19 protein-coding genes and 1 pseudogene are annotated in these 26,232 nt (G+C 75.6%); 6 read left to right on the forward strand and 14 right to left on the reverse strand.

Annotation, left to right across the window (positions count from 1 at the left end):
- A pseudogene (locus ACFVGO_RS03045) lies at positions 1–202 on the reverse strand (NmrA family transcriptional regulator); the annotation flags it as partial.
- Between the two features lie 388 nt (positions 203–590).
- Positions 591–1,424 carry an SDR family oxidoreductase gene (locus tag ACFVGO_RS03050; protein WP_380630717.1) on the reverse strand — a complete coding sequence of 278 codons (834 nt, stop codon included), beginning with the start codon at positions 1,422–1,424 and terminating at the stop codon, positions 591–593.
- A 162-nt stretch (positions 1,425–1,586) separates the two neighbouring features.
- Here ACFVGO_RS03050 and ACFVGO_RS03055 point away from each other — a divergent pair, with 162 nt between their 5' ends.
- Positions 1,587–2,063: a hypothetical protein gene (locus ACFVGO_RS03055; protein ID WP_380630718.1), complete on the forward strand. Its 477-nt coding sequence runs from the start codon at positions 1,587–1,589 to the stop codon at positions 2,061–2,063.
- A 275-nt stretch (positions 2,064–2,338) separates the two neighbouring features.
- On the opposite strand, the gene ACFVGO_RS03060 is transcribed toward ACFVGO_RS03055, so the two are convergent.
- The 8 genes from ACFVGO_RS03060 to ACFVGO_RS03095 all read right to left on the reverse strand — a co-directional run bounded on the left by ACFVGO_RS03060 (position 2,339) and on the right by ACFVGO_RS03095 (position 18,073).
- Positions 2,339–5,200: a condensation domain-containing protein gene (locus ACFVGO_RS03060; protein ID WP_380630720.1), complete on the reverse strand. Its 2,862-nt coding sequence runs from the start codon at positions 5,198–5,200 to the stop codon at positions 2,339–2,341.
- On the reverse strand, positions 5,197–7,065 hold the full coding sequence (locus ACFVGO_RS03065; protein WP_380630721.1) for a non-ribosomal peptide synthetase: 1,869 nt from the start codon (positions 7,063–7,065) through the stop codon (positions 5,197–5,199). Before ACFVGO_RS03065 ends, ACFVGO_RS03060 begins: the two co-directional genes overlap by 4 nt.
- Positions 7,066–7,133: 68 nt before the next feature.
- On the reverse strand, positions 7,134–9,023 hold the full coding sequence (locus ACFVGO_RS03070) for an amino acid adenylation domain-containing protein (RefSeq protein WP_380630723.1): 1,890 nt from the start codon (positions 9,021–9,023) through the stop codon (positions 7,134–7,136).
- Positions 9,024–9,062: 39 nt separating this feature from the next.
- On the reverse strand, positions 9,063–10,238 hold the full coding sequence (locus tag ACFVGO_RS03075) for an acyl-CoA dehydrogenase family protein (RefSeq protein WP_359900872.1): 1,176 nt from the start codon (positions 10,236–10,238) through the stop codon (positions 9,063–9,065).
- Entirely contained in the window at positions 10,235–13,321 is a 3,087-nt protein-coding gene (locus ACFVGO_RS03080) for an amino acid adenylation domain-containing protein (protein ID WP_359900869.1), read from the reverse strand. The genes ACFVGO_RS03075 and ACFVGO_RS03080 overlap by 4 nt, the downstream gene beginning before the upstream one ends.
- Before the next feature lie 322 nt (positions 13,322–13,643).
- Complete coding sequence (locus ACFVGO_RS03085; protein ID WP_380630724.1) at positions 13,644–14,957, reverse strand: non-ribosomal peptide synthetase; 1,314 nt, start codon at positions 14,955–14,957, stop codon at positions 13,644–13,646.
- A 173-nt stretch (positions 14,958–15,130) separates the two neighbouring features.
- Positions 15,131–16,456 (reverse strand): MFS transporter, encoded by a 1,326-nt coding sequence (locus ACFVGO_RS03090; RefSeq protein WP_380352247.1) that lies wholly within the window; start codon positions 16,454–16,456, stop codon positions 15,131–15,133.
- A 480-nt stretch (positions 16,457–16,936) separates the two neighbouring features.
- Complete coding sequence (locus tag ACFVGO_RS03095; protein ID WP_380630726.1) at positions 16,937–18,073, reverse strand: PP2C family protein-serine/threonine phosphatase; 1,137 nt, start codon at positions 18,071–18,073, stop codon at positions 16,937–16,939.
- Between the two features lie 184 nt (positions 18,074–18,257).
- On the opposite strand from ACFVGO_RS03095, the gene ACFVGO_RS03100 reads away from it, so the two are divergent.
- Positions 18,258–18,476 (forward strand): hypothetical protein, encoded by a 219-nt coding sequence (locus ACFVGO_RS03100; protein WP_380630727.1) that lies wholly within the window; start codon positions 18,258–18,260, stop codon positions 18,474–18,476.
- Between the two features lie 38 nt (positions 18,477–18,514).
- Here the strand turns inward: ACFVGO_RS03100 and ACFVGO_RS03105 are convergent, their stop codons facing one another.
- Positions 18,515–19,180, reverse strand: coding sequence for a maleylpyruvate isomerase family mycothiol-dependent enzyme (locus tag ACFVGO_RS03105; RefSeq protein ID WP_380352241.1), 666 nt, complete (start codon positions 19,178–19,180; stop codon positions 18,515–18,517).
- A gap of 71 nt (positions 19,181–19,251) precedes the next feature.
- On the opposite strand from ACFVGO_RS03105, the gene ACFVGO_RS03110 reads away from it, so the two are divergent.
- Positions 19,252–20,379 carry a LysR family transcriptional regulator gene (locus ACFVGO_RS03110; RefSeq protein WP_359900855.1) on the forward strand — a complete coding sequence of 376 codons (1,128 nt, stop codon included), beginning with the start codon at positions 19,252–19,254 and terminating at the stop codon, positions 20,377–20,379.
- Here the strand turns inward: ACFVGO_RS03110 and ACFVGO_RS03115 are convergent.
- Positions 20,292–21,446, reverse strand: coding sequence for an erythromycin esterase family protein (locus ACFVGO_RS03115; RefSeq protein WP_380630728.1), 1,155 nt, complete (start codon positions 21,444–21,446; stop codon positions 20,292–20,294). The two genes, ACFVGO_RS03110 and ACFVGO_RS03115, sit on opposite strands and share 88 nt — an antisense overlap.
- Positions 21,447–21,615: 169 nt before the next feature.
- On the opposite strand from ACFVGO_RS03115, the gene ACFVGO_RS03120 reads away from it, so the two are divergent.
- Entirely contained in the window at positions 21,616–22,335 is a 720-nt protein-coding gene (locus tag ACFVGO_RS03120) for a TioE family transcriptional regulator (RefSeq protein ID WP_380352236.1), read from the forward strand.
- A 34-nt stretch (positions 22,336–22,369) separates the two neighbouring features.
- The gene (locus ACFVGO_RS03125; RefSeq protein WP_359900846.1) at positions 22,370–22,789 is read left to right on the forward strand and encodes an SgcJ/EcaC family oxidoreductase; all 420 of its coding nucleotides are present in this window, start codon (positions 22,370–22,372) and stop codon (positions 22,787–22,789) included.
- 100 nt (positions 22,790–22,889) lie between these two features.
- On the opposite strand, the gene ACFVGO_RS03130 is transcribed toward ACFVGO_RS03125, so the two are convergent.
- Positions 22,890–23,744 (reverse strand): BTAD domain-containing putative transcriptional regulator, encoded by an 855-nt coding sequence (locus ACFVGO_RS03130; RefSeq protein ID WP_380630792.1) that lies wholly within the window; start codon positions 23,742–23,744, stop codon positions 22,890–22,892.
- Between the two features lie 280 nt (positions 23,745–24,024).
- Complete coding sequence (locus ACFVGO_RS03135) at positions 24,025–24,735, reverse strand: ScbR family autoregulator-binding transcription factor (RefSeq protein ID WP_380352234.1); 711 nt, start codon at positions 24,733–24,735, stop codon at positions 24,025–24,027.
- Positions 24,736–25,196: 461 nt separating this feature from the next.
- Here ACFVGO_RS03135 and ACFVGO_RS03140 point away from each other — a divergent pair, with 461 nt between their 5' ends.
- Positions 25,197–26,195, forward strand: coding sequence for a ScbA/BarX family gamma-butyrolactone biosynthesis protein (locus tag ACFVGO_RS03140; protein WP_359900840.1), 999 nt, complete (start codon positions 25,197–25,199; stop codon positions 26,193–26,195).
- Positions 26,196–26,232: the final 37 nt, after the last annotated feature.

Consider the following 26,232-nt stretch of genomic DNA (forward strand, 5'->3'; position numbering starts at 1 on the left):
ACGCCGCACTCACCCCCTCCAACGCCCCCTCCCACGTCCCCTCGTCGTGCCAGTCGAACGGCACCGCACCCGAACGCGACCCCACCCGCACCCCGTAACCCCGCGCCGCCAGCCGGTCCGCCACCCGACGACCCGTCTTCCCCGTCCCACCGACCACCAGCACCACACCGGACTCGACCGCGAGATCCACCACACCAGCCATCACAATCACCCTCACTCGGAGTAGGAGCCTGTTCGGATCGTCGGACCGGCCGGGTTCCGTGAACCCCGCGCGTCCGTCCTCGTGTCCACCAGTCAAGGCCACTCCGGGCCGGCGAACCATAGCCTCCGCACTCAGCTCCATGCGCCAGCGTCTACGCCCCCGCGCGCGCCCTCCGCCCTCCACCAGAACACACCGGGGCCGCCCCGGACCACCCGTCTCGACCTGGCCTCCAGCGGCCCTTGAGCACCCGGCCGAGCCGCGGAACGGCCGGGCGGCGAAACGGTGCGGCGGGCGGCGGTGCGGGGCGCTGTGCTCCCGGCGACGACCATTCACGCTGTTCACGGAATGGGGGTACGGCGGGGCGTGCCCGGCCTGGGCGGGGGGCTCGTCAGCGGAAGGCGGCGACGTTCTCGGCGACCCAGTGGTGGAACGGCCTGGCGGGGGATCCGGTGACCCGCTCGACGGTGTCGCGGACCTCCAGCAGGCCGTCGTTGACGTCCCCGCCCGTCAGGTCGAGCACCGCGTCCGCCGCCTCGGCTCCCAGGGCCTCGGCCAGCTCCCGCCGGGCCTCCTCCCGGCCGATCACCGCGAGGGGCACCGTCCGCCCGAGGGCCGCCGCGATGGCCGCCACCTGCTGGCGGGCCGTCACCCGCTCCGGCCCGGTCAGCGCGTACACCCGTCCCCGGTGGCCGGGCCCGGTCAGCGCCACCCGCGCCACCGCCGCGATGTCCGCGGGGTGGATCGTGGGCAGTCCGGTGTCCGCGTACGGCACGCGGACCGTCCCCCGCTCGCGGATCGCCGGCGCCCACCACAGGGCGTTGGAGGCGAACTGGGTGGGCCGCAGGACCGTCCACGCCATGCCGCTGTCCATGACCAGCCGCTCGACGTCCGCGTTCTCCCGGGCGGGGCCCAGGTGCGGATGCGTCTCGACGGTGACGGACGACACCAGCACCACGTGCTCGACGCCGGCGCGGCGGGTGGCGTCGAGGATCCCGGCATCGGAGCCGATCCGCGACACCAGGAACAGCGAGCGCACCCCGTCGAGGGCGGGCGCCAGGGAGGCCGGGTCGGCGAGGTCGCCCTCGCGCACCTCCACGCCCTCGGGGAACCGGGCCCGGGCGCCGTCCCGGGTGAGGCCCCGCAGGGGGCCGGCCCCGCGGGCCCGCAGCTCCTCCAGCAGGGAACGTCCGATGTTGCCGGTGGCCCCGGTCACGAGAATCATGCGCTCTCTCCTGTCGCCCGACGATCGATCGGGTGAAGGCTAGAAACTCAAGCCGACTTGAAGTCAAGGAGGCCGCCGACGGCAGCGCCGGACCCGCCCTCCACCGGCCGTGCGACCATCGGGCGGGCAAGCGGCCACGACAGGACGGAAGAGGGAACCCCGGTGACCGAGACAGCAGCGGCCGGTGCGGAAGGCTTCGAGCCGGACGAGCACGTACGGTTCGCACGGTACCGCCGGGCCTTCGCGGACGTGGCTCCCGAGGACGCGGCAGCCCTCGCGGCCCGGGTGCTCACCGACCCCGAGCGCCCGATGGCGAGCTGCGCGGTCTGCGAGTACCTGGACCGGCGCGCGGCGGAACTGCTGACGGAGCCGGGCTTCCCGGCCTGGCGGCGGGAGCTGGCGGGCGCAGTGGCGGCCGACGCGTTCGCCGCCCGGCGCCTGCGGGACTGGGCGCTGCTGCGGGCGACGGTCCTGGACGAGCCGTGGGAGGAGGAGCAGCTGCTCGCGGCGGAGAACTGGCTCCAGGGACGCCTCGCCGAGGAGTCGCCCGACCGGGCCGCGCTGGGCCTGCTCGCCGAGAACGGCCGTACCCGGCGCACCCGTAACATCGCCGACTCCCGCCTGCGGCGGCTGCGGTAGCGGGCGGAGGGGGCCGGTCGGACATGATGCGCCGGTGTCCGTCGACGCCGGCACGGCCGTCGGCCTCGACGCGTGGGCGGCGGTGCGGTGGCCCGCGGTGTCCTTTCCGTGGGTGCCGCGGGACGGGGCCGAGTGACTGCTGGAGCAGCCCGGTCGCGGGCTGGGGTTGGTTAGTTTTTGTTTTGTTGTGGGGGGGGGGGGGAGGGGGCGGGGTGTGGGTGGGTCCGCTCGGTTGGGGGCCGTCCTCCCCCTCCCCCCCCCGCGACCGGAGAGGGTCAGCGGACCATGGCCGCCAGGACGCTGCGCCAGTCCTCGCCGGGCTCGGGGGCGAGCGGGCCGGCCAGGGTGTCCGCCCGGTAGTGCCAGGGACGGCGGAGTTCCCCGTCGGCGTCGGGGGTGGCGGCGATCGGGCTGTCGGAGCCGAGCAGGCGGACCAGTTCGGCGGTGAAGTCCGCCCAGGAGAGGTGCCCGCTCACCGCGTTGACGACCCGGCCGGCGGCGGGGTGGTCCGGGGCGAGGCAGGCACCGAGGGCGCGGGCCAGGGCGGCGGAGTGCACCCAGGAGGCTCCGTGCCACTCCTCGGCGTCCGGCAGGCCGATCGGCCGGCCGGCCAGCGCGGCCTGGTAGAGGGGGCCGGTGGCGCCCCAGCGGAGCTGGTCGCGCAGGCGGTGGTGCGGGCCCCAGACGATCGGGGAGCGGACGGCCACGGCCTGGCCCCGGCCGGCCGCGGCGGCCTCGAAGAGGATCCGCTCGCAGTCCAGCTTGGCCTGCCCGTACGGGGTGACGGGTGCGCTGCTGGGGGCGCCCTCGGCGACCTCTGTGCCGGCCGGGCGGCCGTACGCGTCGATGCTGCTGACGAAGACGAACGGGCCGCCCCGCCAGCCGTCGACCAGGGCGCGCATGGCGGCGAGGTCGGTGGCGTGGTCGGTGAAGGTGCAGGCGGAGTGGATGACGGCGTCGACGCCGTCGACGGCCCGGCGCAGGCTGTCGAGGTCGCCGAGGTCGCCCTCCGCCACCTCGGCGCCGTTCAGCGCGGGCAGGTGCGCGGACTCCGGCCGGACCAGGACCCGGACCGGCCGGCCCTGGGCCATCAGCTCCTGGAGCACGGCCGCGCCGACCCCGCCGGTGGCGCCGGTGAGCAGGACGGTGCCGGTGCGGGCGCCGGTGGTCCGCGAGCGGGCACCGGCCTGGGCGAGGGCCGCGCGGCGCTCGTCCGTGCGGGTGGCGAGCAGGGCGGCGAGGGCGCGCGGGGTGCGCTGCTCCAGGATGTCGAGGCCGGTGAGCGGCAGCCCGGTGCGGGTGCGCAGGCGTTCGGCGAGCTGGACGGCGACCAGGGAGTGGCCGCCGAGCGCGAAGAAGTCGCCGTCGGCGGGCGGGGTCGTGCCGAGGAGTTCACCGAAGGCCTGCCGTACGACGTCCAGCGGGCCTGCCTCCAACGGGCCCTCCGCCGCCGCGGTGGCGCCGGGCAAAACGGTGGCGCCGGGCAGCACGGTGGCGCCGGGCAGCCGGTCGCGGTCGGGGGTGCCGTCGGCGTGGCGGGGCAGCCGGTCCACGAGGGTGACCGCGAGCGGCAGTTCGGCGGCCGGCAGGCGCCCGCGCAGGGCGGCCCGCAGGGCGCTGCCGCTCGGCGCGACCGGCCCGCGGACCACCGCGTAGGCGAGCGGCGGGCCGTCCGGGTTCTCGACCACGGCCGCCTCGACCACCGCCGGATCGGCCGACAGGGCTTCCACGACCGGGTGTTCGGCGGCCGTCAACCGCTCTCCGGGCAGTTCGGACAGCCGCCGTTCCGGGTCGGCGGCCACGGCGGTGAGCAGTTCGGCGAAGGCACCGACCAGCCGGGCGGCGGTGTCCGGGTCCAGCGCGTCCCGGTCGTGCTGCAGCAGGCAGCGCGGCTCCGGGCCGTCCTCCAGCAGCAGGGTGAGGCCGAACTTGGCCAGCCCCAGGTCGAGTTCCACGTTCTCGGTGTGGAGGCCCGGCAGCGCCAGCGGGTCGACGGTCTGGACGAGGTCGCAGCTGACCGAGAGCAGTGGGGTGCCGTCCGCGCCGCGCGCGGCCGCGCCGAGCCGCTCGACCACCAGGTCGAGGGGCACCTCGTGGTGCTGCTGGGCGTCGAGCAGGGCGGTGCGGACCAGAGCGAGCAGCTCGGTGAACGACGGGTCCCCGGACGGATTCGCGCGCACGGCGAGGGTGTTGACCGCGAGCCCGACGGTCCGGCGGAACTCGGGCCGCGCCCCGTGGCCACTGGCGCAGCCGAGGACGAGGTCGTCCTGCCCGGAGGCGATGCCCAGCGCGGCGAACGCGGCAGCCAGCACGACGGTGTACAGCGTGGCGCCGTGCCGCGCGCCGACGAGGCGCAGCTGTTCCACCACGGCGGGCTCCAGCGGGGCGGCGTGCAGCGCGGCGCGGCGCTCCCGGGCGCCGGGCGGGACGGGCCGCAGCAGGGGCAGCGGCCGGGCGCCGGCCAGCCCGGCCGCGAGGACGCCGGCGGTGGCCGTCAGCTCGGCGTCGCGGGCGCGTTCCTGGCGGGCGTAGTCGGCGTACGAGGGGGCCGGCGGCGGGAGCCGGTTCGGCTCGCCGTCGCGCGCGGCGCGGTACAGCTCGGCGAGGTCCGCGGTGAGGAGGCGCAACGTGCCGCCGTCCACCGCGATGTGATGGATGGTCAGCAGCAGCGTGTGGTCGTCGGAGCCGTGCCGCAGGAGCAGGGCCCGCAGCACCGGGCCGGTGGCGAGGTCGAACGGCCGGGCGGCCTCGGCGGCGAGCTGCTCCGGGCCGGTGGCGTCCAGGACCGGCAGCGGCACCGGGACGACCGGGTCGATCTGCTGGTACGGCTCGTCGCCCCGGCGCGGGTAGCGGGTGCGCAGGACGGCGTGCCGCTCGGTCAGGCCGGTGATCGCGGTGGCGAGGGCCGCCCGGTCGAGCGGGCCGCGCAGCCGGGTGGCGACCGGCACGTTGTAGAGGGCGCCGCCCTGGCCGAGGTGGTCCATCAGCCACATCCGCTGCTGGGCGTGCGAGAGCGGGGCGGGGCCGGTCTGCGGTGCGGAGGCGGCGGAGGCGGCGGAGGCGGCGGAACCGACGGGGGTGGCGGCGCGCCGGTTGCGGGCGCGGCGCAGCAGGTCGCTCTGGTCGACGGTGGTCATCGGTCGGCTCCGGGGGTGTCGTCGGCGGCCCGCAGGGCGCGCTCCAGCAGCTCGGCCTGGGCGGCGACGGTCGGGTGGCCGAGGAAGTCGGCGAGCGACAGCTCGACCCCGAGGTCCTCGCGCAGGTCGTCCACCACCCACATGGCGAGCAGCGAGTGCCCGCCCTCGGCGAGGAAGTCGGCGGACGGGTCGGTGATCGGGCGTTCCAGGGCGCGGCTCCACGCCTCGGCGACGACCTGTTCGATCGGGCCGAGTTCGGCGGCGGCGGACGGCTGTGCCCCGTCCGGTTCGTCGGCGGCCAGCGCCCGCCGGTCCACCTTTCCGCTGCCGGTCAGCGGCAGCGCGGCGAGCACCGTCCAGGCGGTGGGCACCAGGTGGGCGGGCAACCGCTCGGCCAGAGCGGCCCGCAGCGCCTCGACGGCCGGGCGGGAGCCCTCGGCGAGGACCAGGCAGGCGGTGAGCGCGGCGTCGACCTGCCCGGCGCGGCGGACCACGACCGCCGCCTCGGCGACCTCGGGCAGCTGGAGCAGCGCGTGCTCGACCTCGCCGGGTTCGATCCGGAAGCCGCGCACCTTGACCTGGTCGTCGGTGCGCCCGTGGTACTCCAGGGAGCCGTCCGGCCGTTCGGCGACCCGGTCGCCGCTGCGGTAGGCGCGTCCGATGCCGGGCAGTTCGCGGAAGCGCTCGGCGGTCAGCTCCGGCCGGTCGAGGTAGCCGAGGGCCAGCCGGTCGCCGGCGATCCACAGTTCGCCGACGCCGTCCGGCGCCACCGGCGCGAGCCGCTCGTCCAGGACGTACGCCCGGGTGCCGCCGAAGGCCCGGCCGATCGGGACGGATCCGGCGCAGTCGGCCCGGGTGACCCGGTGCAGGGTGGTGAAGGTGGTGGCCTCGGTCGGCCCGTACGCGTTGATCAGTTCGAGCCACGGGAAGGCCTGCAGCACGGCGCCCGCGTACTCGGAGGAGAGTGCCTCGCCGCCGACGACCAGGGTGCGCAGCACGCCGAAGACCCGGGACCGCCGGGCGGCCAGGTGGTGGAAGAGCGCGGTGGTGAGGAAGACGGTGGTGACGCCGAAGCTCTCGACGTCGCGGACCAGGTCCTCGGCGCTGGGCCGCTCGCTCGGGGAGACGGCCACGGCGGCGCCCCGGGCGAGCGGCGCCCACAGTTCGAAGGTGGTGGCGTCGAAGGAGACGGTGGAGTGGAAGAGCACCCGGTCGCGGGGGCCGAGGCCGATCGAGTCCTCGGCGGTGGCCAGGTCGGCGACGGCGCTGTGCGGGACCAGGACGCCCTTGGGGCGGCCGGTGGAGCCGGAGGTGTAGTAGAGCAGCGCGGGCGCGGCCGGGTCGGCGGCGTCGGGCGCCGTGCCGTCGGCGGCCTCGGTGCCGCGCTCGGTCAGCACCAGGGTGCGGTCCTCGGGGAGCCCGGCCTCGGCGAGCAGTCCCTTGTCGCCGAGGACGAGCCGGACGTCCGCGTCGGCGATCATTTCGGCGATCCGCGGGCGCGGGTAGGCCGGGTCGAGCGGGACGACCAGTGCGCCGGCCCGCCAGACGGCGAGCTGGGCGACGACGAATCGGGTCGAGCGGGCGCACAGCAGGGCGACGGCGCTGCCTGGGCCGATCCCCCGATCGGCCAGGACGGCGGCCAACCGGCCTGCGGCGTCGACGAGTTCGCGGTAGGTCAGGACGGTGGAGCCGTCGGTCACGGCGAGCGCGTCGGGACGCTGCTCGGCCTGCCGGGCGACCAGGGCGGGCAGCGGGGCGGGCAGGGCTTCGGCGGTCCGGTCGAGCGGAGCCGCGGGGTGCGCGGAGGTCGCTGAGGTCGCTGAGGTCGCGGGGTGCGCGCGGTGCTCGGTGGTGCTGGTGGTCATGGGTGGTTCCCTTCCGGGCGCCCCGGCCGGGTGGGCCGGGGCGCCCCGCTGAGGAGGTTCGGGCGGGGTCAGGCGGTCGCGGCCAGATCGGCCACCCGCTCCTCGACCAGCCGGGCGACGGCCCGCAGGTCGGGCTGGCGCAGCACCAGGGGGGCGCGCAGCCGTACGCCGTACTCGTTCTCCAGGGCCTCCAGCAGTCTTGCCGCGGCGAGCGAATTGCCGCCCGACGCGAGGAAGTTGTCCTCGGGCCCGAGGTCGGCACGGCCGATCAGCCCGCGGCAGAGCTTCAGTACGGTGCGCTCGACCGGGGTGCCGGCCTCGTCCGCCGGGGCCTCCTCGTCCGGGGCCGGCGCGTCGGCCAGCAGGGCCGGGCGGTCCACCTTGCCGTTGGCGTCCAGCGGGAAGCGCTCCACCAGCCGGACGGCGGAGGGCACGGCCTGCTCGGGCAGCCACGGGCGGACGGCGTCGAGCAGCGCCGCGGGGTCGGCGCCGTCCTCGGCCTGGACGAAGGCGAGCAGCCGGACGCCGCCGGTCGGCGCCTGCTCGGCGGCGACCACCGCCCGGCGCACCTTCGGGTCGCGCTCGAAGGCGGCCTCGACCTCGGCGGGTTCGATCCGCACACCGCTGACCTTGACCTGGTCGTCGAGGCGGCCGTGGAACTCCAGCACGCCGTCCGGGCGCATGACCACCCGGTCGCCGGTGCGGTAGACCCGGTCCGTGCCGACCACGCCGGCGGGCGCGCCGACGAAACGGCGGGCGGTCAGCTCGGGGTCGAGGTACCCGGCGGCCAGGCCTCGGCCGCCGATCCGCAGCTCGCCGGCCGTGCCGCGCGGCACCGGGCGGCCGTCCTCGTCGGTGACCAGGAGGACGGCGCCGTCGATCGGCAGGCCGATCGGCGGGGCGCCGGCACCGTGGTCGCCGCCGGGGGCCATGGTGTGCACGGTGGTGGTGACGGTGGCCTCGGCGGGGCCGTACGCGTTGTGGACGGTCGCGGTGACGTCGGGCCCGGGGGCGCGGCGCAGCCGGTCGCCGCCGATCACCAGGTGGCGCAGCGGCGACTCGGCGGGCCAGGGCCGGCCGAGGAGGGGCTCGGCCAGCGGGGTGGGCAGGATGGACACGGTGACGCCGGCCTCGCGCCACCAGTCGGTGAGCGCGCCGGTGTCCCAGCGGACCGCCTCGGGGGCGACCACCAGGGCCGCGCCGGAGGTGAGGCCGGCCCACAGCTCCTGCATGTGCGGGTCGAAGGCGACGCCGATCAGCAGGCTGTGCCGCTCCCCGGGGCCGAGGCCGGTCAGTCCGCGGTACCACTGCAGCAGCGCGCCGAGCGCGGGCTCGGTGACGGCGACGGCCTTCGGGGTGCCGGTGGAGCCGGAGGTGAGCACCGCGTAGTGGGTGCCGGCCGGGACGCGCACCTGCTCGCCCGGGTTCAGGGCGGCCACCACGCCGGCGGTGGGCAGGTCCAGCGGCAGCCGCTCGCCGCCGGGCGGCAGCAGGTCCGGCTCGCCGACCAGGCAGGCCGGGCGCAGCTGCTCGGCGACGGCGCGCAGCCGGTGCTCGCCGGGGCGCGGGCCGAGCGGCAGGTGGACGGCGCCGAGCTTGGCGGCGGCCAGGGTGACGGCGACCAGCGAGACCGAGTGGGCGAGGCAGACGCCGAGCAGGTCGCCCGGGCCGACCTTGCCGCGCAGGGCCTCGGCCACGGTGTCGGCGAGGCGGTCGAGTTCGGCGTAGCTGTAGACCTGCTCGCCGTCGATCAGGGCGGGGGCGTCGGGGGTGCGGTGCGCCCAGGTGGTGAAGAGGTCGAGCACCGCGCCGTCCTGGTGCGGACGGCCGTAACCGATGCTCGGGGCGTCGGTGTTCGGGGTCCCGGTGTTCGGGGTCCCGGTGTTCGGAGTCCCGGTGTTCGCGGCGTCGACGCTCGGGGCGTCCGCGTTCGGGACCTTCGTGTCAAGGTGTTCCATCATCATCTCCAGGAGGTCGCGTGCGAAGGTGACGCTTCGTCAGTTCAGGCCCATGGAACGGGCGATGATCACCTTCTGGACCTCCGAGGTCCCCTCGATGATCGTGGTCATCCGGACGTAGCGGTACAGGAACTCCAGCGGGTGCCCGCGCACCCAGCCGGTGGCCCCGTGCACCTGGAGCGAGCGGTCCACCGCGCGTACGGCGGTCTCGGAGGCGGTGAGCTTGGCGAGCGCCGCGTTCTCGGGGGACTCGGTGCCCTCGTCGACCAGCCGGGCGCAGGCGAGGGTGAGCAGCTTGGAGGCCTCGACCTCGGCCCGGGTGGCGACCAGGTGCTCCTGGATGTGCTGGTACTCGCCGATCACCCGGCCGAAGGCCCGCCGGTCCTTGGCGTACTCGACGCCGATCCGCAGCGCGTGCTCGGCGATGCCGTTGCACATCGCGGCGACCACCAGACGGCCGCGCGAGAGGCTGTCGATGGCGAGGGCGGTGGCCGCGCCGACGCCCTCCTCTCCGCCGATCACGGCCTCCGGGCCGGCGGTGACCCCGTCCAGCAGCAGCTCGAACAGCGGCTCGCCGGACATGCCCTCGTAGCGCTGGCCGATCCGCAGCCCGGGCTGGTCCATCGGCAGCACGAAGGCGGTGGCGCCGGCCGTGGGGCCGGCCCCGTCGCCGAGGTCGGTGGCGGCGACGACCAGCGCGATCCCGGCGTGCTCGGCGTTGCTGACGAAGGTCTTGCGGCCGTTCAGCACCCAGCCCTCGCCGGTGCGCACGGCGGTGGTGGTGAGGTGGAACGCGTCGGAACCGGCGTGCGGCTCGGTGAGGGCGAGGCAGCGGGTCTGCTCGCCGCGCACCAGCGGGACCAGGTGGCGCTCGACCTGCTCGGGGGTGCCGTGCCGCAGCAGCGGGCTGGGCCCGTCGGAGCCGGCCAGCGCGTACGGGGCGAGCACGCAGCCGCTGCGCCCGGCGGCGTGGTGCAGCAGGACGACGGCGGTGAACGGCATGTCGGCGCCGCCGAGCTCCTCGGGGTAGTCGCCCGCGTAGAAGCCGAGGGCGGCGGAGCGCTTGCGGACGTAGGTCCGCAGGTCGGCCGGGACCTGGTCGGCGGTCTCGGGCAGCTCGGCTGCCAGCGGAACGAGTTCGCGGCGCACGAAGCTCTCGAAGGCCTCGACGAGCTCGCGGTGGCCGGCTTCCAGGACGGCGGAGGGCGAAGTCACTTGGCACCACCGGTGGTGAGGGCCTTGGCCTGGTCGGCCAGGACGGCGTGTCGGAACAGGGTGCGCAGCGGCGGCCGGCTGCCGAGGTGCGGCTCCAGGTACGCGGCGAGCTGGGCGGCGAGCAGCGAGTGGCCGCCGACCTCGAAGAAGTGCGAGTCCGCGGCGAAGCGGTCGTGGCCGAGCACCTCGCGCCAGGCGGCGGCGATCAGCTGCTGGCCGGGGTCGGTGAACTCGCTCGGCTCGACCTCCTCCGCCTCCGGGGCCTCGTCCACCAGGCGGGCGAGGGCGGTGCGGTCGGGCTTGCCGCCGGGCAGGGTCGGCATCACGGCGACGGCCGTCCAGCTCGCCGGGACGAGTCCGCCGGGCAGCCGGCGGGCGAGCGCCTCGTGCAGCGCGGCCTGGTCGGGGCGCTCGGCGCCCTCCAGGAAGCCGACCAGGCGCGGGCCGGTCTGCGGGTCGGTGTGCAGCAGCACCGCGCAGGAGCGGCCGCCGAGTTCGGCGGAGGCCGCGGCCTCGATCTCCTCCAGCTCGATCCGGTGGCCGCGCAGCTTGACCTGGTTGTCGGCGCGGCCGAGGAAGCGCAGCCGCCCGTCCAGGTCGCGGTAGCCGCGGTCGCCGGTGCGGTAGACGCGGGCGTCGTCGAGCGCGGGGACGGTCGTGAAGCGGGCCGCGGTGGGCTCCGGCAGTCCCAGGTAGCCCTCGGCCAACAGGGGTCCGCCGACGACGAGTTCGCCGACGCAGCCGGGGGCGAGCGGGCGCAGCGTGTCGTCCAGGACGTGGATGCGCACGCCGTCGAGTTCGGCGCCGAGCGGGATCTCGCCGTCCTCGGCGACGTCGGCGTCGGTGACCTCGTACACGGTGGAGGTGACGGTGGCCTCGGTGACGCCGTAGGCGTTCAGCACGGTGGTGGCCCCGGTCAGGCCGGCCAGCGCCCGGGCGGGCAGCCGCTCGCCGCCGAGCACCAGCAGGCGGGGCGCCCAGCGGCCGTCCCGCAGCGCCTCGCGCAGGTCCTCGCGGACGGCGAGCAGGTAGCTGGTGGGCAGGTTGGCGACCGTGACGCCGCGGGCGGCCAGCACGGCCACCAGCTCGGGCCCGGTGGGCACCTCGCGCTGCGGCACGACGAGGGCGGCGCCGGCCGTGAGGGCGGGCAGCACCTCCTCCAGGGCCACGTCGAAGGACGGCCGGGCGAACAGCAGCACCCGGTCGGCGGAGGTGAGCCGGTAGCGGTCGGCGATCGCGGCGACGTACCCGGCGAGGGCCTCGCGGCCGACCAGGACGGGCTTGGGCACGCCGGTGGAGCCGGAGGTGTGGATCACGTAGGCGGCGCCGTCCAGCACGGCGGCGGGCCCGGCCTTCGGGAAGGCGGGGCCGTCCAGCAGCGCCGGGGTGACGCCCTCGGCGGGCAGTGCCAGCGCGCTCTGCCGGGTGGCGAGGACGAGCGCCGGGCCGAGCCGCTCCAGCAGCAGCCCGAGCCGGGCGGCCGGGTCCTCGGTGGACAGCGGCGCGTACACGGCGCCGTACCGCAGGCAGGCGAGCAGGGCTACCACGCTGTCGGCGCCGCGCGGCAGCACGGTGGCCACCGGCTGGCCGGGGGTGACTCCGGCGGCGCGCAACCGCTCGACCAACTCGGTGACCCTGCGGTCGAGTTCGCCGTAGCTGATCCGCTCGGTGCCGGCCAGCAGGGCGAGCGAGGTCGGGTCGTGGGCGGCGGCCGGGTCGAGTGCGGCCGGGGTGACCGGGGCGGCCGGTTCGGCCTCGGGCGCGGGGGCCAGCCCGGCGATCGGCGCCTGCGGGCGGTCCAGGTAGCAGCGCAGCAGCTCCAGCAGCCGCTCGGACAGCAGCACCGCCTCGGACTCGCGGAACAGGTCGGCGTCGTAGTCCCAGACCAGGGTCATCCCGGCGGCGCCGTGCTTCTCGCCGACCACCCGGCGGTCGTCGGGCAGCAGCACCAGGTCGAGGTCGAAGCGGGTGGTGCCGGTGTTGAAGCCCTCGTACAGCGAGACCTCCAGCCCGGGCGCCTGGACGTCGGGCAGTGCCGCGTCGTGCGCGCTGAACATCACGTTGAACAGCGGGTTGTCGGCGCCGGTGGTGTGCAGCCCGAGCCGGCGGGTCAGCTCCTGGACCGGCAGGTCCTGGTACGGCAGGGCGCGCAGCAGGACGTCGGTCACCTCGTCCACGGCGTCGGTGCCGGGGACCGCCGGGTCGAGCCGCAGGCGCAGCGGGACGGTGTTGACGAACATGCCGACGGTGCCCTCGAAGCCCTCCGGGCGGTTGCCGACGGCGGTGCCGATCACCACCTCGCGGTGGCCGCTGTGCCGGCGCAGCAGCTCGGCGAACAGGGCGAGCAGGGTGCTGAACGGGGTGTGGCCGTCGGCCTTGCTGCGCTCGCGCAGCCGCTCGGCCAGGTCGGCGCCGATGGACTGGCGCAGCTGGCCGCCGCGGTGGCGCCGTTCGGCACCCGGCCGGGCCAGCCCGGGGAGGGTGACCTCGCGCGGGGCGTCGGTCAGCTCCTTGGTCCAGAAGTCGAGTCCGCGGTCCCGGGGGAGGTCGGCGGCGGCGCGGGCGTGGTCCTCGTAGGAGGGCGCGGTGGGCAGCTCGTACGGCTCGCCGAGGACGGTGGCGCGGTAGACGGTGAACAGGTCGCGCAGCAGGATCGCGAAGGAGTGGCCGTCGTGGACGAGGTGGTGCTCGACGTGGATCAGCCGGTGGTGGTCGTCGCCGAGCCGGACCAGGTGCCAGCGCAGCACCGGCGCCCGCTCGGTGTCCAGCGGCTCCTCGGCCTCGGCGGCGAGCAGCCGGCGGAAGGTGGCCTCCGGGTCCTGCTCGGCTGCGAAGTCGCTGTGGCGCAGCTCCGGTTCGCAGACGTCGGCGACCCGCTGGCCGGGAAGCCCCTCCGGCCTGGGCACCAACTCCAGCCGCAGACCGGGGTGGTGGGCCAGCACGGCGGCCAGGCCGGTGTGCAGCGCGTCCCGGTCGAGGGTGCCCCACAGGTCGAGGACGGCGGTGAAGTTGTAGGCGCGGCTGCCCGGCAGCATCTGCTCGTGCAGCCAGACGATCTCCTGCGAGGGAGAGAGTGCGAACATGGTCGATTCCCTTGTGTGGTGGGCTTGTCGGCACTGCGGTGGCCGGACGCGGACGTGGGGTGTTCCCGTGCCGGCCGGCGGCCCAGGGGCGTACCGGGGTGAGGTGCGGCCCTGGGCCCGGGGTCCCGTCCGGCGGCGTGTCGGACGCGCGCGGACGGGCGTGGTGGGTTCGTGGCGGACCCGTCGTGGGTCCGTGGTGGGTCCGTGGTGGGTCCGTCGCGGGAGTTCGGGGCCCGCGGGGTGGGGCGTGCGGACGCGGGCGTACGAGGTGAGCGGGTTCAGGCGGGCGGGCTCGGGTGGGCGACGCGGCCGGCCGGGCGCCTCAGGCCTGCGGGACCGGGACCGGCCGGGCGTGCAGGTGGTGCCGCAGCACGGCGAGCAGTTCGCCGAAGGCGGCCCGGGCGTCGGCCTCGGGGAAGCGGTCGCGGTCCCAGGCCAGCCGGATCAGCAGGTCGTCGCCGTGCGAGGCGGAGACGGCCAGCGGTGCGGCGAGCGGGCGCCCGTCCAGGTGGGTCTCCCGGCCGGGGGTGCCGCCGAGCACCAGCGGTGGGCGGCGGTGCAGGTCCTCCATCGTGAGCAGGCCGTCCAGGGCGCCCGACCACGGGGCCCCGGCGGTGCGGGCGGCGCGGACCACCTCGTCGAAGGGGGTGCCGGCCTGGTCGAGGTCGTCCCACCAGGCGTCCGCGAGGGCGTCCAGGTCCGCGACCGGGCCCGAAGTCGCCGGGTGCACCAGGGTGTTGAGGAAGCAGCCGAGCGCGGCGGGTGCGCCCGCCGGTCGTCCGCCCCACGGGTAGCCGAGGGCGAGCGGCCCTCCCCCGGTCTCCCGCCGGGCCGCCCCGTCCACCCCGTGCAGCCGGTGCAGGGCCGAACCGACCGCGTCCAGCAGGGCTGGGAAGACCGCGCCGCGGGCGGCGCCCCCGGCGGTGGGCAGCCGCTCGGTGAGCATGCCGGTGGACGTCGCCGCGCCGCCGCCCGCCCCGGTCAGGCCACCCAGCCGGCGGCCCCAGTGGGCCTGGGCGGCGGGGCCGCCGGCGGCGTCCTCGGCGGCGAGCTGCAGTTCGACGGCCTGCCGGTAATCGGCCAGCGCCCGGGGGTCGGGCCCGTCCGCCGGTGGCTCGTCCCGCTCGTACGCGGCGCCGAGTTCGGCGGTGAGCAGGCCGAGCGACTGCTCGTCGCAGGCGGCGTGGTCCAGTGCGAGGGCGAGCAGTTCCTCGTCCCCGTCCGGGTCCGCGGCCACCAGCAGGCGCAGCGCGGGTCCGTCGGCGGGCCAGTCCGCCAGGGCCTCGCGCAGCGCCGCGCGGGCGGTGCCGCCGGGGGCGACGGCGATCCGGGCGGCCTCGGCGGAGGGGCCGCCGGTGCGCAGCACGGGTGTGCCGCGCACGGTCGCGAATCCGCCGCACAGCGCCGGGTGGTGGGCGGCCACGGCGGCCGCGGCGCGGGCCAGTCGGCCCAGGTCGAGGGTGCCGCACGGGTAGGCGAAGAACAGCGGGACGACGTCGGTGCGGCTCTGCGGAGCGAGTCGGCGGGTGATCAGGAAGCGCCGCTGGGCGCCGGTCAACGGGAACAGCTCCACCGGGGATTCGGCGGCGGCGGAGCGGTACCGGGCGAGGTAGGCGGCGGTGATGCTGGCGTGCACGGGAACGGTCTCCGGTTTCCGGTCGCGGCTCGGGTCGGGGATCGGTCGAGGGGGGATCGGCCGGTGCCCTGCTCGGGTCCGGGACGTGCGGGGATCAGGTTCGGTCGGCAGAAGGGATCGGGTTCGGTCGGCAGGAGGGGTTCGGGTGCGGAAGGCGCGGGTGGGGCGGCCGGTCAGGACGTGCCGGGGCTCACCGCGCTCTCCTGGTCGGTGGCGTCCGCCTCCGCGTCCGCGTCCTGCCCGGCCGTACGGTCGGGGCCCGGCAGCTCGCGCATCCGCCGCAGCGGGGAGAGCAGCAGCGGCAGCGGCACCAGCAGGAAGCCGGCGGCGCAGAGCCAGAGCGCGGTGCGCGGCCCGGCCGCCTCGGCGACCACGCCGCCGATCAGGGCGCCGATCGGCAGGGTGCCCCACACCAGGAACCGCATGGTGGCGTTCATCCGGCCGAGCAGCTCCGGCGGGCAGATGCTCTGCCGGAAGCTCACCTGGGCGACGTTGTAGGCCACCGCGCCGAACAGCACCACCCCGGAGGCCAGGCCGAACAGCACCACGCCCGCACCGCCTCCGGACAGCGGCCACAGCAGCGCGAACGGCGCCGTCACCACCGTGGACAGCCAGATCAGCCGGGCCTGTCCGATCCACCGGGCGAGTTGCCCGGCGCACAGCGCGCCGGCCAGTCCGCCGACGGCGGAGACCGACAGCAGCACGCCGATGGCTCCCGGCGACAGGTCGAGCACCCTCACCCAGAACACCGTCTGCACGGCGGTCAGCACGGCGGAGAACAGGTTGGACGTGGCGGTGGCGGTCGCGATCGCCCGCAGCAGCGGGTGGCCGAGCACGAACCGCACGCCCTCCCCGACCTCGGCGCGCAGCGAGCGCCCCGGCTCGGGCTCCGGCCGCGGCTCGTCGACCTTGATCCGGACGAGCAGCAGGGCGGAGGCGAGGTAGCCGCAGGCGTCGGCCACGATGGCGAGCGGCGCCCCGAGCAGTTGGACCAGCCCGCCGCCGAGTCCCGGCCCGGCGATCTGCGCCGAGGAACGGACCGTCTCCAGGGCGCCGTTGCCGCCGACCAGTTGCTCGCGCGGCAGGACGGCGGGCAGGAAGGACTGGTGGGCGACGTCGAAGAAGACCGTCGCCACCCCGGTGACCAGCGCCACCAGGTAGAGCTGCGGCATGGTCAGCACCCCGAGGGCGGCGGCCGGCGGGATCGACCCGACGGCCAGGCAGCGCACCACGTCGGCCCGGATCAGCACCGGAAGCTTGCGCATCCGGTCCAGCCAGGCGCCCGCGGGGAGGCCGACGAGCAGGAAGGCGGCGGTCTCGGCGGCGGTCAGCAGACCGACCTCGAACGGCGTGGCGTCGAGCACCATCACGGCCACCAAGGGAAGGGCGACCAGGGTGACCTGACTGCCCGTCTGGGCCGCCGCGGCTCCGGTCAGCAGGAGCCGGAAGTCGCGGTGGCCGAGCAGACGGGCCTGGCGGGGGCTGGGCTTCTCGTTCATCGGTGCGACTCTCGGTCACCCCTTCGACACGGGGCAAGCACCAGGTCCGTTTCCGGACGGAACGCAGGTCGGCCGAATCCCGCCACTCCCCCGGCCCGCCTTTGCGCGCTCCTTATGGCCGCTTCTCCTGCCCTCACGCCGCCCGCAGCGTCCGTCGGCCTAGGCGGCACCGGCCGACGGGCACTCCGACCGGCTCCGGGCCCGTCCGTCCATTTCCTTGTCCGGTATTCGGACGCCGTCTTTCCAGCCACCGGACGGAGACGCTCAACTTGGCCGGATTCCATGGAGTGCAGTCCGACCGTCATCTCATCGTGATACTGGCGTGACCGTAGCGAGCCGTAGACAAGGTGACCGGACGGTCACGGACCACCCGTGCCCGACCCGGTCCGCCACCCGTCCCGCCCCCGTTCCGCCGACCGGTTCGCCACCCCCGTTTCGCCGCCCGTTCCACCGACTGCTCCGCCGACCGACGGCCGCCCGTCAGCCGTCCGACTCCGCATCCGCCTCTGCCCCCGCCTCCGCCCGACGGGTGATCGCCAGCACCGCCATGTCGTCGTCCCTGGGCCCACCGGTCCACCGCTCGACGTCCGCCACCAGCGCGTCCAGCACCTCGCCGGGCGCGGCGAACGGCCCCAGCGGGGCCAGCCCGAGCACCGGGTCGTAGAACTCCCCCGCCGTGTCCCGGGCCTCGGTGACCCCGTCGGTCACCAGCAGCAGCGTCCACCCGGGCAGGAACGGCCGGCTCTCCGGCGCCGGGCGCGCCACGCCCAGTCCGCCCATCCCCAGCGGCAGCCCCGGATCCGCCGCGTCCAACCGGCGCACCGGGGGCTCGCCCGCGCCCCGCGGGTACGGGTTCAGCAGGTACGGGCCGGGGTGCCCGCAGTCGAGCGTGCGCACGCTCTCCTCCCCCGGCGGGAACTCCACCAGCAGCGCGGTGATGAACCCCTCCAGCCGCAGTTCCTCGCTCATCCGCTCGCTCTCCCGCAGCAGCGAGTCCTCCAGCGCGTCCGCGAGCGCGGCCAGGTCCGGCAGCCGGTGGGAGTCCTCGCGGAAGGCGCCCAGCAGCACCGAGACCGCCCCGACCGCGTGCAGCCCCTTGCCCCGCACGTCGGCGATCAGCCCGCGCACGCCGTACGGGGTGACCTGCAGCGCGTACGCGTCGCCCCCGATCAGCGCCTCGTCCTGGGCGGCCCGGTAGCAGGCCGCGACCGACAGCCGCCCCACCTCCGCGGGGGGCTCCGGCAGCACCGCCCGCTGCGCCGCCTCGGCCACCGACCGCACCCGTGCCAGCCGGCGCCCGTGCCGGGCCACCACCCGGTTCACCCCGATGCCGAGCAGCGCCGCGAACGCCGTGTTCGCCAGCTCCAGGAAGCCGGCCCCGGTCCCGATCGACCCGTCCTGGGTGGACAGCAGCAGGATGCCGAGGACATTGGCCGCCCCCACCGCGACGGTGTCCCGCAGCGCCAGCAGCGCGCCCGCCAGCACGGCGGCCGCCGCCAGCAGCGGATCGCCCCAGTAGTCGGTCGGCTCCAGCGCGTTCCACACCAGCCCGCCGGCGGTCAGCAACCACGGCGCGACCCGCACGTACGGGGGCCACTGCACGGACCTCGGGGCCATCGGCGACCTGGCTTCCGTCTCACCACCATCCGGAAGGACTTCTTCCGATCGTAGTCACGGGCCCCCGGAACCCGCACGACGGCCGCCCGGGCGCCGGCTGGAACTCGGCGCGATCCCCAACCACTGCCACCCGGACGTCCGGTTCGGAGACGCTCCCGAACCTGAGGGCGGCTGGCCTCTCCCGGTGGAGTACCTCCGGCTGGGCCTCGGCGGGCCCGCCCCGCGCGACCCGGAGGACGCGGACGGCACCGGCGGCACCGGCGGCGCGGACGGCACCGGCGGCACCGGCGGCGCGGACGGCACGGGCGGCACGGGCTCCCAGGCGACGGTGATCCCGGACCGCGCCCAGGTCGAGCTGATGCACGCCACCCTCACCGAGTGGCTGAACACCGACCGCCGGTAGCGTGCCGTTCGCCCGTACGCCTGTACGCCAATCCGCCGCTACGCGGCGTCGGCCGTGAAGCGTCCCGCGCCGGGCCCCGCCAGCAGGCCCTCCGGCACCCGGCGCCCGTACGCGAGGAGCAGCAGGTGCTCCGCCCGCCCGGTCACGGTGAGCGACCCGTCGCCGTACGCCCAGGCGGTGTCCGTCGCCACCAGCCGGACGCCGTCCAGCCGGGCCCCGAAGAACCGCAGGGTGCGGGGTGAGACACCGGCCAGCAGGGCCTTCGTCCGCGCCACCGGCAGCCGGACGGGCAGGCCGAGCGCCACCGTGATGTCGAGGCCGTGGACGACGTCGTGGGCGAGGGCCGCGATCGGGCCGCCGACCGGCGGACGCCAGGGGTGGTCGGCGTGGTCGGCCATGGCGGCGGCGAGTTCGCGCTCGGTCATGGCGGCCGCGTCGCGGCGGGCGATCCGGTCGGCCATGCGGTGGACGTTGCCGCCGGAGCGGGCGAGTTCGAGGAGCGTGCGCGCCGTCGAGTGCCGGAAGCCGGTGCTCATGTGCGCGGCCACCTCGCGGATCCGCCACCCACCGCACAACGAGGGCGAGTTCCACTCCTCCGGGGCGAGGTCGGCGAACACCCGGGCGAGCTCCCGGCGCTCGGCCGCGATCTGCTCGCGGATCCAGTGGATCTGCCCGGTGTCCTGGTTCTGCGGCACGGTTTCCATGCGCCCAGCCTGCGGCCGGAACCGCACACCCGTCCAAGACCGGGAAGTTCTGGCACTTATGATCGGGAGTTATGGAACTGCGGCAGCTCCAGTACTTCGTCACCGTCGCCCAGCACGGCAGCTTCACCCGGGCCGCGCGGCTGCTGCACCTCACCCAGCCCGGGGTGAGCTCCCAGATCCGGCAGCTGGAACGGGAGCTGGGCCACCCGCTGCTCGACCGCTCGGGCCGCACCGTACGGCTCACCCCGGTCGGCGAGGCGGTGCTGCCGCACGCCCGGGCCGCGCTCGCCTCCGCGGCCGCGGCCCGCCGCGCGGCCCAGGAATTCGGCGGGCTGCGGCGCGGACACGTGCGCCTGGGCATGGTCGCCGGGGCGGCCCTGACCCCGCCGTCCGAGCTGGGGACCTTCCCGGGACTCGCCACCACGCTCGCGGCGTTCCGCCAGGAGCACCCCGGCATCGACTTCTCGCTCACCGAGGACACCACCGCGCGGATGCTCTCCGCGCTGCGCGACGGCCGGCTGGACCTCGCCGTCGTCGGCCTGCCCACCCCGGGGAACGGGCGGGAGGGCGACGACGGCGGGTCGTCGCTGAGCGGGCTGGCGCTGCACACGGTGCTGGAGGTCCCGCTGGTCGCTGCCTGTCCGGTGGACCATCCGCTCGCGGACGCCTCGGGGGCGGGACCCGCCTCGGGCGCGGGCTCCGTCAACGGCGCGGGCTCCGCCGGGGGCTCGGGAAGCGGGGCCGGTGTTGCCGCCCCCGGCCGGGACGCGCTGCCGGTCGCGGCGCTCGCCGGACACCCCCTGGTGAGCACCCCGCGCGGCACCGGCCTGCGCACGGCGCTGGAGCGCGCCCTGGCCGAGGCCGGCGTCGAGGCGACGGTCGGCGTCGAGGCGGCCGCGCCACCGCAGTTGGCCGAGCTCGCCGCGCACGGCCTGGGCGTGGCCGTGCTGCCGGACCCGGGCCCGCTGCCCGGTCTGCGGGTGCGTCCGCTGACCGACCCCGTCCCCCGGGTCCGGATCGCGCTCGCCTGGCCGACCGGACAGCCCTCCTCGCCGCCGACCGCCGCCCTGGTGGCCCACCTGCGGCGGGCCTACCCCGGGCCGGCGGCCGCTCAGGCTCCGGCCGTCACCGCCGCGCCGTCGGTGATGTGCAGCAGCGCGGCCGCGCCGTCGAGCACCTCCCGGTCGAGCGGGAAGTAGCCCTGTCGCGGGACGGTATCGGTGCGGGTACGGGCGTCGGCCGGCAGCGCGGTGTCCGTCAGCTCCCAGGCCGCACCGCGTCCCCGCAGGTGGGCCTCGTACGTCCCCGGCGCCGGCTCGGCCAGTCCGGTCGCCTCGCTGCGCCCCAGGCTCCCGGCGACGAAGGCGTAGCGCTCGCCCAGCAGCGTGCCGACGGTGTGGCCCGCGCCGGTCCACCGGCAGTCCAGCTCGCCCAGCGCCCAGGCGCTCGGGTTCCGCTGCACGTGCCGGTTGTGGGCGAAGAGCAGGGTCGGTCCGCGCCGGGCCTCGATCTCGCGGATGTCGAGGAGGTTCTGCGCCATCAGCGCGTCCCGCACGCCGAGCAGGGCGCTGATCCGGGCGCTCGGGGTGCGGCCCCGGACCGCCGACTGGGCGTGGTAGCGCAGCAGTCCGATCCCGGCGGCCAGCCGGGCGCGGGCCTCGTACCATTCGGCCGGCGAGGTCGATCCGATCAATTCCGGTGCCCGCATGTGGAGTTGGAGGAGAAGGTCGTCGGCGAGGCAGCGCAGCCGGGCGGCGTCGGCGGTGTCGCCCGGCGACTGGGCCGGGTCCGTCACCGCCTCCGTACGGCTCCAGCGCTCGTCCTCACCCGCCGCACCGGCGACGTCGAGATCGAGCCCCAGGTAGTCACGGGCGTGTTCGAGGTAGCGGCGCGGGCTGGGGGCGCTGGTGTTCTCGGTCGGGATGTCGAAGCCGTGGAGGGCCAGCCGCTCCCCGGACGGCCGCTGCCGGTTGAACTCCCGCATCCAGGCGACGAGTCGGCGGTTGGGGACGAGTTCCCCGAAGCCGTGCGTGAAGCCCTTCCGCATCGCCGATTCGAGAGTGCCGACACCCTCCCGGACGTAGGCGTCCACGGCGAGGGCGGCCACCCGGTCGGTCTCCAGGGCGATCGACCGGAAGCCCCGGTCGACCAGCCCGGCGAACAGCTCGTTGCGGACCAGCCCGAACGCCGGCTCCTGGTGCGTCGGCTCGCCCAGCCCCAGAAGCTCGCACGCGGGAGTGATGAAGTCATACACGTCCTGGTTCATGGACCTCAAGCGTATCCTTGAAGGAACGGTTGAGACTTTTTCCGCTTCTGCCGCCAGGCCGCCGACGAAAGCCTCAAACAGCCCGAACGGTCGATCGGCTTCGCACACCCCGCCTCACCCGGCCCCACCTCGCCCCACCCGACCCGGAACGGGAGACGACCGGACGACCATGCGACCCTCCGACCTCGCGCGCGAGCACGGCATCTCGACCCAGGCGATCCGCAACTACGAGCGCGACGGCTGCCTCCCGCCCGCCGAACGCACGCCCACCGGATACCGGATCTACACCGAGCTGCACGCCGCCGCCCTGCGCGCCTACCTCGCCCTCGTCCCGGCGTACGGGTACGCGACCGCGGGCTCGGTCATGACCGCCGTCCACGCCGACCGGATCGGCGAAGCCCTCACCGAACTCGACCGGGGCCACGCCCAGTTGCTGCGCGACCGGGAGACCCTCGCCGCCGTCCGCGAGGCCGTCGGCCACCTGACCGGCGGCGCCGCCGCCGGAACCGGGCTCCCCGCAGCGCCCGGCCCCCGCTCCGTCGGCGAGGTCGCACACCGACTCGGCGTCACCCCCGCGACCCTGCGGGCCTGGGAGGCCGCCGGCATCCTCACCCCGGCCCGGGACCGCACCACCGGCCACCGCCGCTACCTCCCCGCCGACGTCCGGGACGCCGAACTCGCCCACCTGCTCCGCCGGGGCGGCTACCTGCTGGACCACATCGCCACCGTGCTGCGGCAGATCCGTACCGCGGGCGGCACCGGCGAGCTCGCCGCCGCCCTGGACGGCTGGCAACAGCGCCTGACCACCCGGGGCCTGGCGATGCTCACCGCCTCCGCCCGCCTCGACGACTACCTGGGGCTGCGCACCGGAACGCCCCGACCGGCTTGACCTCAAGGCCACTTGAGGTGCCAGAGTGATCCACATGAACACCGAAGCAGCAGTTGACGCGCAGGCCGCCCCCGAGGCGGACATCCAGGCCATCGAACGGGTCGTGGCCGCCGTCGAACGCGCCCAGCGCGCCAAGGACCCGGACGCGTTCCTCGCACTGTTCCACCCCGAGGCGATCTGGACCACCGCGCACGGCAAGGTCCTCCTCGGCCTGGACGCGATCGCCGAGTTCACCCGTGCCGTGCTGCCCGCCGCGACCTGGGACGGCGACGTCACGTACGAGCCGGTGCACATCCAGTTCCTTCGCCCCGACGTGGCCGCCGTCAAGGTCCGCCAGGTCTACCGGTCGCCGGAGGGGGACTCGGAGGGCGCACCGCTGTACGTCATGACCAGGCAGGACGACGGTCGGTGGCTGCTGCACGCCTGCCAGAACACCGGCGTGCTCGCCGAATAGCCACCGGGCCCGTCGCAGTCCGCCCCTGCCCGTCCCCGCCCGTCCCGCCGGACGCCGGCGCCGCGCCCCGGGTCGGCCGGCCCGGCCCGTCCGGCCCGGCTCAGCCGACCCGGGTGAGCCGGGCGGTGCGGGCGCCGGCGCCGTCCGCGAGCGCGACCGACTGCTCCTGGTCCGCGCGTTCGGGGCCGGCGAGCAGGATGGAGCGCTGGAGCCGCCGCAGCGCCGCGGACGGCTCCATGCCCAACTCCCTCACCAGGGTGTTCCGCAGGCGCTGGTAGGCCTCAAGCGCCTCGCCCCGCCGGCCGGAGCGGTGCAACGCGATCATGTACTGGCCGTGCAGGCTCTCGTGGGTGCGGTAACGGTCGATCAGGACGGTGAGTTCGGCGAGCAGCACCCGGTGCCGGCCGAGTCGCAGGTCGGCCTCGATCCGCTGGTCCAGTGCGCAGAGCCTGATCTCCTCCAACCGTCTGGCCTCGACGGCGAGTTGGCCGCCGACCGGGACATCGGCGAAGGCCGGGCCGCGCCACAGCGCGAGCGCGTCGGCCAACTGGCGGGCGGCGAGCGGGAAGTCGCCCCCGTCCATGGCGCGGTAGCCGTGCCCGGCGAGGCGGTCGAACTCCTGGAGGTCGACCAGTCCGCCGCCGCTGTTCAGCATGTAGCCGCCGGCCGAGGTGACCAGGACGTCCTTCGCGCAGGAGGCCCCCGGGCCGCCGTCGCCCTGGGCGAGCGCCCGGTCGATGAGGTCGCGCAGTTGGAGCACATAGGTCTGCACGGTGGTGCGGGCACTGCGTGGCGGGCGGCCGGACCACAGCTCCTCGGCGAGGACTCCCGCCGGCACGACCTGATCGGCCCGTAACGCCAGCAGGGCGAGCACCTGCCGCGGCTTCGGCGCCGACGGCACCACCGACGCCCCGCACAGTCGGACCCCCAAGGACCCCAGCACCCGGATCTCCACGACGACCACCCCATATCCAGACGGATCGGCGGCCCCGACGGCCGCCGGCCGGGCGGGTGCTCCGCTGCTCACCGTCCACGCAGGTCCGCTGGAAGGTCGGTCGAGCACCCGACGCCCATCCAAAAACAGGACAGACGGTTTGTCAATACAAAACCGAACGCGCTGTTTGTTTTTGGGCGGAGCAATCCCCACTGGAACCGGACGCCGGACCGCCCGTCCGACCCCGAACCGCTTCGGACGAGGCCCGCACGGACCACCCGGGCCGTCCCGAGCGCCCGACTCAGGAGGGTCCGACGCCGGCCGCACCCGCCCCGGCCGGGCCGCCCGCCCCGCCCGTGCCGGACTCCGCCACCCGGGCCGCCGCGAGCTCCGCGACCACCCGGGCGCCCCGGTCCACCGCGAGGTCGAGCGTGGCCAGCACCCCGGGCACCGCGATACTGGGCATCACATGCTGGTACAGCGCGGAGATCCGGCGCTCCAGATCCGCCCGGCCGGACATCTTCTGGGACTGGATCTGCACCCCCGTCCAGGCCCCGGTGACCAGCCAGGCCGTCTCGGCGGGCACCACCTGGGGCAGCAGCTCACCGCGCCGGCCCGCCGTTTCCAGCACGCTCTCGGCCCGCTGGATCCAGCCGGGCGCCGCACCGCCGCTGAAGTCTCCGAACACGTCCTGGCCGAGGGAGAGCCGCGCGCCCGCGCTCAGGACCGGGTCGCGCGGCATGAGGTGGGCGACCACCATCCCGAGGTCCACGAACTCCTGGAGCTTGCACTGCCGTTCGGGGATCTCGTCCCGGCCGAACTGCTCCTCCACGACCCCCTGGGCGAGCTCCCGCTTGGAGGCGAAGTGGAAGTACACCGCGCCGCGGGTCACCCCGGCGCGGGCCACGACCTCGCCGATCGTCGCCCCCTCGTACCCGTACTCGTCGAAGACCGACGCCGCCGCCTCCAGGATCAGTCGACGCGTCCGGACCGCCCGCTCCTGTCGCACCACCGCAACCACCCCACCCGAAACGCTCGGCAAACAAAACCAAACACCCCGTATCTTACCCGCCGCGGTCGACGGGGGTCCCTGCATCCCAGGTCACATAGGGCCGTCCTCAAGCGGACTAAAACCGCGTGGACGGTATGGGACGAACAGATGGCCGACATCTCGCCGCCAGCCCCCATATCCGGAACAACAGCTCCCACTTGTGCCCGGGGGGACGACGAACGATCCAGTCATAGCAATGAACCTGACAACTTTGGCCGTCGACATTCCCACAGGTCAAGCAGGCCAACTCGGTGAACCCGATCTCGGGGTGGCGACCGGCACACACCCACCGTGCCCGACCGAACACGCTCGGCCGCCGACGAACCTTTGTTCTGGCTCCTTGAAAACCAAACCGGTAGGTACGTATCTTACGAGCCCTGAGCAGCCCACCCCGCCCATCACGGCCTTTCGGAGCGCTCCCCATGACTCTGCTTGCCTTCCGCACGCCCGCCTCCGCCCTCGCCACCGGCCCGGACTCCCGGACGATCCCCGGCCCGGCCGCAGCAGCGGCCCCGGCGCCTCGCCTGACCAGCACCGTCGCCAAGGAGTACGTGCACCGGGCCTGCCACGCCGAGGTCTTCATCACCGGCAGCGAACAGCTGACCGACACCGCCTTCGCCGTCACCGCGCAGTGGCCGCGGGCGCACACCTTCTTCTGCACGCCGGACGGCACCCGGCACGACCCGATGCAAGCAGCTGAAACGATCCGCCAGGCCGGCCTCTACCTTGCCCACACCCGGTTCGGCGTACCGCTCGACCACAAGTTCATGATGTGGAACCTCGACTACACCACTCGGCCGCGGCAACTGCCGATCGGAGCGGCGCCGACCGACCTCACCCTGGAGATCCAGCTCCTCGCCCAGCCGCGCCGCTCCGGCACCACGGTCGACTTCACACTGGAAACCGTCGTCCGACGGGGCGCCCAGCTCGCCGCCACCGGGTACGCCCGGTTCACCACCGTCCCGGACTCCACCTACCAGCGGCTGCGCCGGGGGCGCCAGGACGCCGAGCACCCCGCGGCGCCGACCGTGACCGCCGAGCCGCTCCCGCCGGCCCGGGTCGGCCGACTCCGCCCGAGCGACGTCGTCCTGACCCCGGCCGACGCCCCCGACAGCTGGCACCTCACTCCCGACTTCCGGCACCCGATCCTCTTCGACCACGCCAACGACCACATCCCCGGCATGGTCCTGCTGGAGGCGGCCCGGCAGGCGGCCAACGCCCTGAGCAGCCCGGTCACCGTGACCCCGGCCGCCGCGGCCACCACCTTCCACCGGTACGCCGAGCACGACGCGCCCACCACGATCACCGCCCGGCACACCCCCGGCGAGGAGCCGGACAGCCTCACCACCACCGTGACCGGCCACCAGCACGGCGAACCGATCTTCACCACCGTGCTCACCGGCCACCCGGACCACCGCTGACCCGACGGCCACCGACGCGCCGACCGGGCAGCCGGTA

Origin of the sequence: Kitasatospora sp. NPDC057738 (assembly GCF_042798815.1) — a bacterium.
GTDB lineage: Bacteria > Actinomycetota > Actinomycetes > Streptomycetales > Streptomycetaceae > Kitasatospora > Kitasatospora lactacystinica.

Coding starts and splice junctions, on each gene's coding strand:
- ACFVGO_RS03105 (WP_380352241.1), bottom strand. CDS start 19,180: ATGGAAACCGTGCCGCAGAACCAGGACACCGGGCAGATCCACTGGATC.
- ACFVGO_RS03065 (WP_380630721.1), bottom strand. CDS start 7,065: ATGACCACCAGCACCACCGAGCACCGCGCGCACCCCGCGACCTCAGCG.
- ACFVGO_RS03140 (WP_359900840.1), top strand. CDS start 25,197: ATGACTCTGCTTGCCTTCCGCACGCCCGCCTCCGCCCTCGCCACCGGC.
- ACFVGO_RS03125 (WP_359900846.1), top strand. CDS start 22,370: ATGAACACCGAAGCAGCAGTTGACGCGCAGGCCGCCCCCGAGGCGGAC.
- ACFVGO_RS03120 (WP_380352236.1), top strand. CDS start 21,616: ATGCGACCCTCCGACCTCGCGCGCGAGCACGGCATCTCGACCCAGGCG.
- ACFVGO_RS03110 (WP_359900855.1), top strand. CDS start 19,252: ATGGAACTGCGGCAGCTCCAGTACTTCGTCACCGTCGCCCAGCACGGC.
- ACFVGO_RS03080 (WP_359900869.1), bottom strand. CDS start 13,321: ATGTTCGCACTCTCTCCCTCGCAGGAGATCGTCTGGCTGCACGAGCAG.
- ACFVGO_RS03095 (WP_380630726.1), bottom strand. CDS start 18,073: ATGGCCCCGAGGTCCGTGCAGTGGCCCCCGTACGTGCGGGTCGCGCCG.
- ACFVGO_RS03050 (WP_380630717.1), bottom strand. CDS start 1,424: ATGATTCTCGTGACCGGGGCCACCGGCAACATCGGACGTTCCCTGCTG.
- ACFVGO_RS03060 (WP_380630720.1), bottom strand. CDS start 5,200: ATGACCACCGTCGACCAGAGCGACCTGCTGCGCCGCGCCCGCAACCGG.
- ACFVGO_RS03070 (WP_380630723.1), bottom strand. CDS start 9,023: ATGGAACACCTTGACACGAAGGTCCCGAACGCGGACGCCCCGAGCGTC.
- ACFVGO_RS03115 (WP_380630728.1), bottom strand. CDS start 21,446: ATGAACCAGGACGTGTATGACTTCATCACTCCCGCGTGCGAGCTTCTG.
- ACFVGO_RS03090 (WP_380352247.1), bottom strand. CDS start 16,456: ATGAACGAGAAGCCCAGCCCCCGCCAGGCCCGTCTGCTCGGCCACCGC.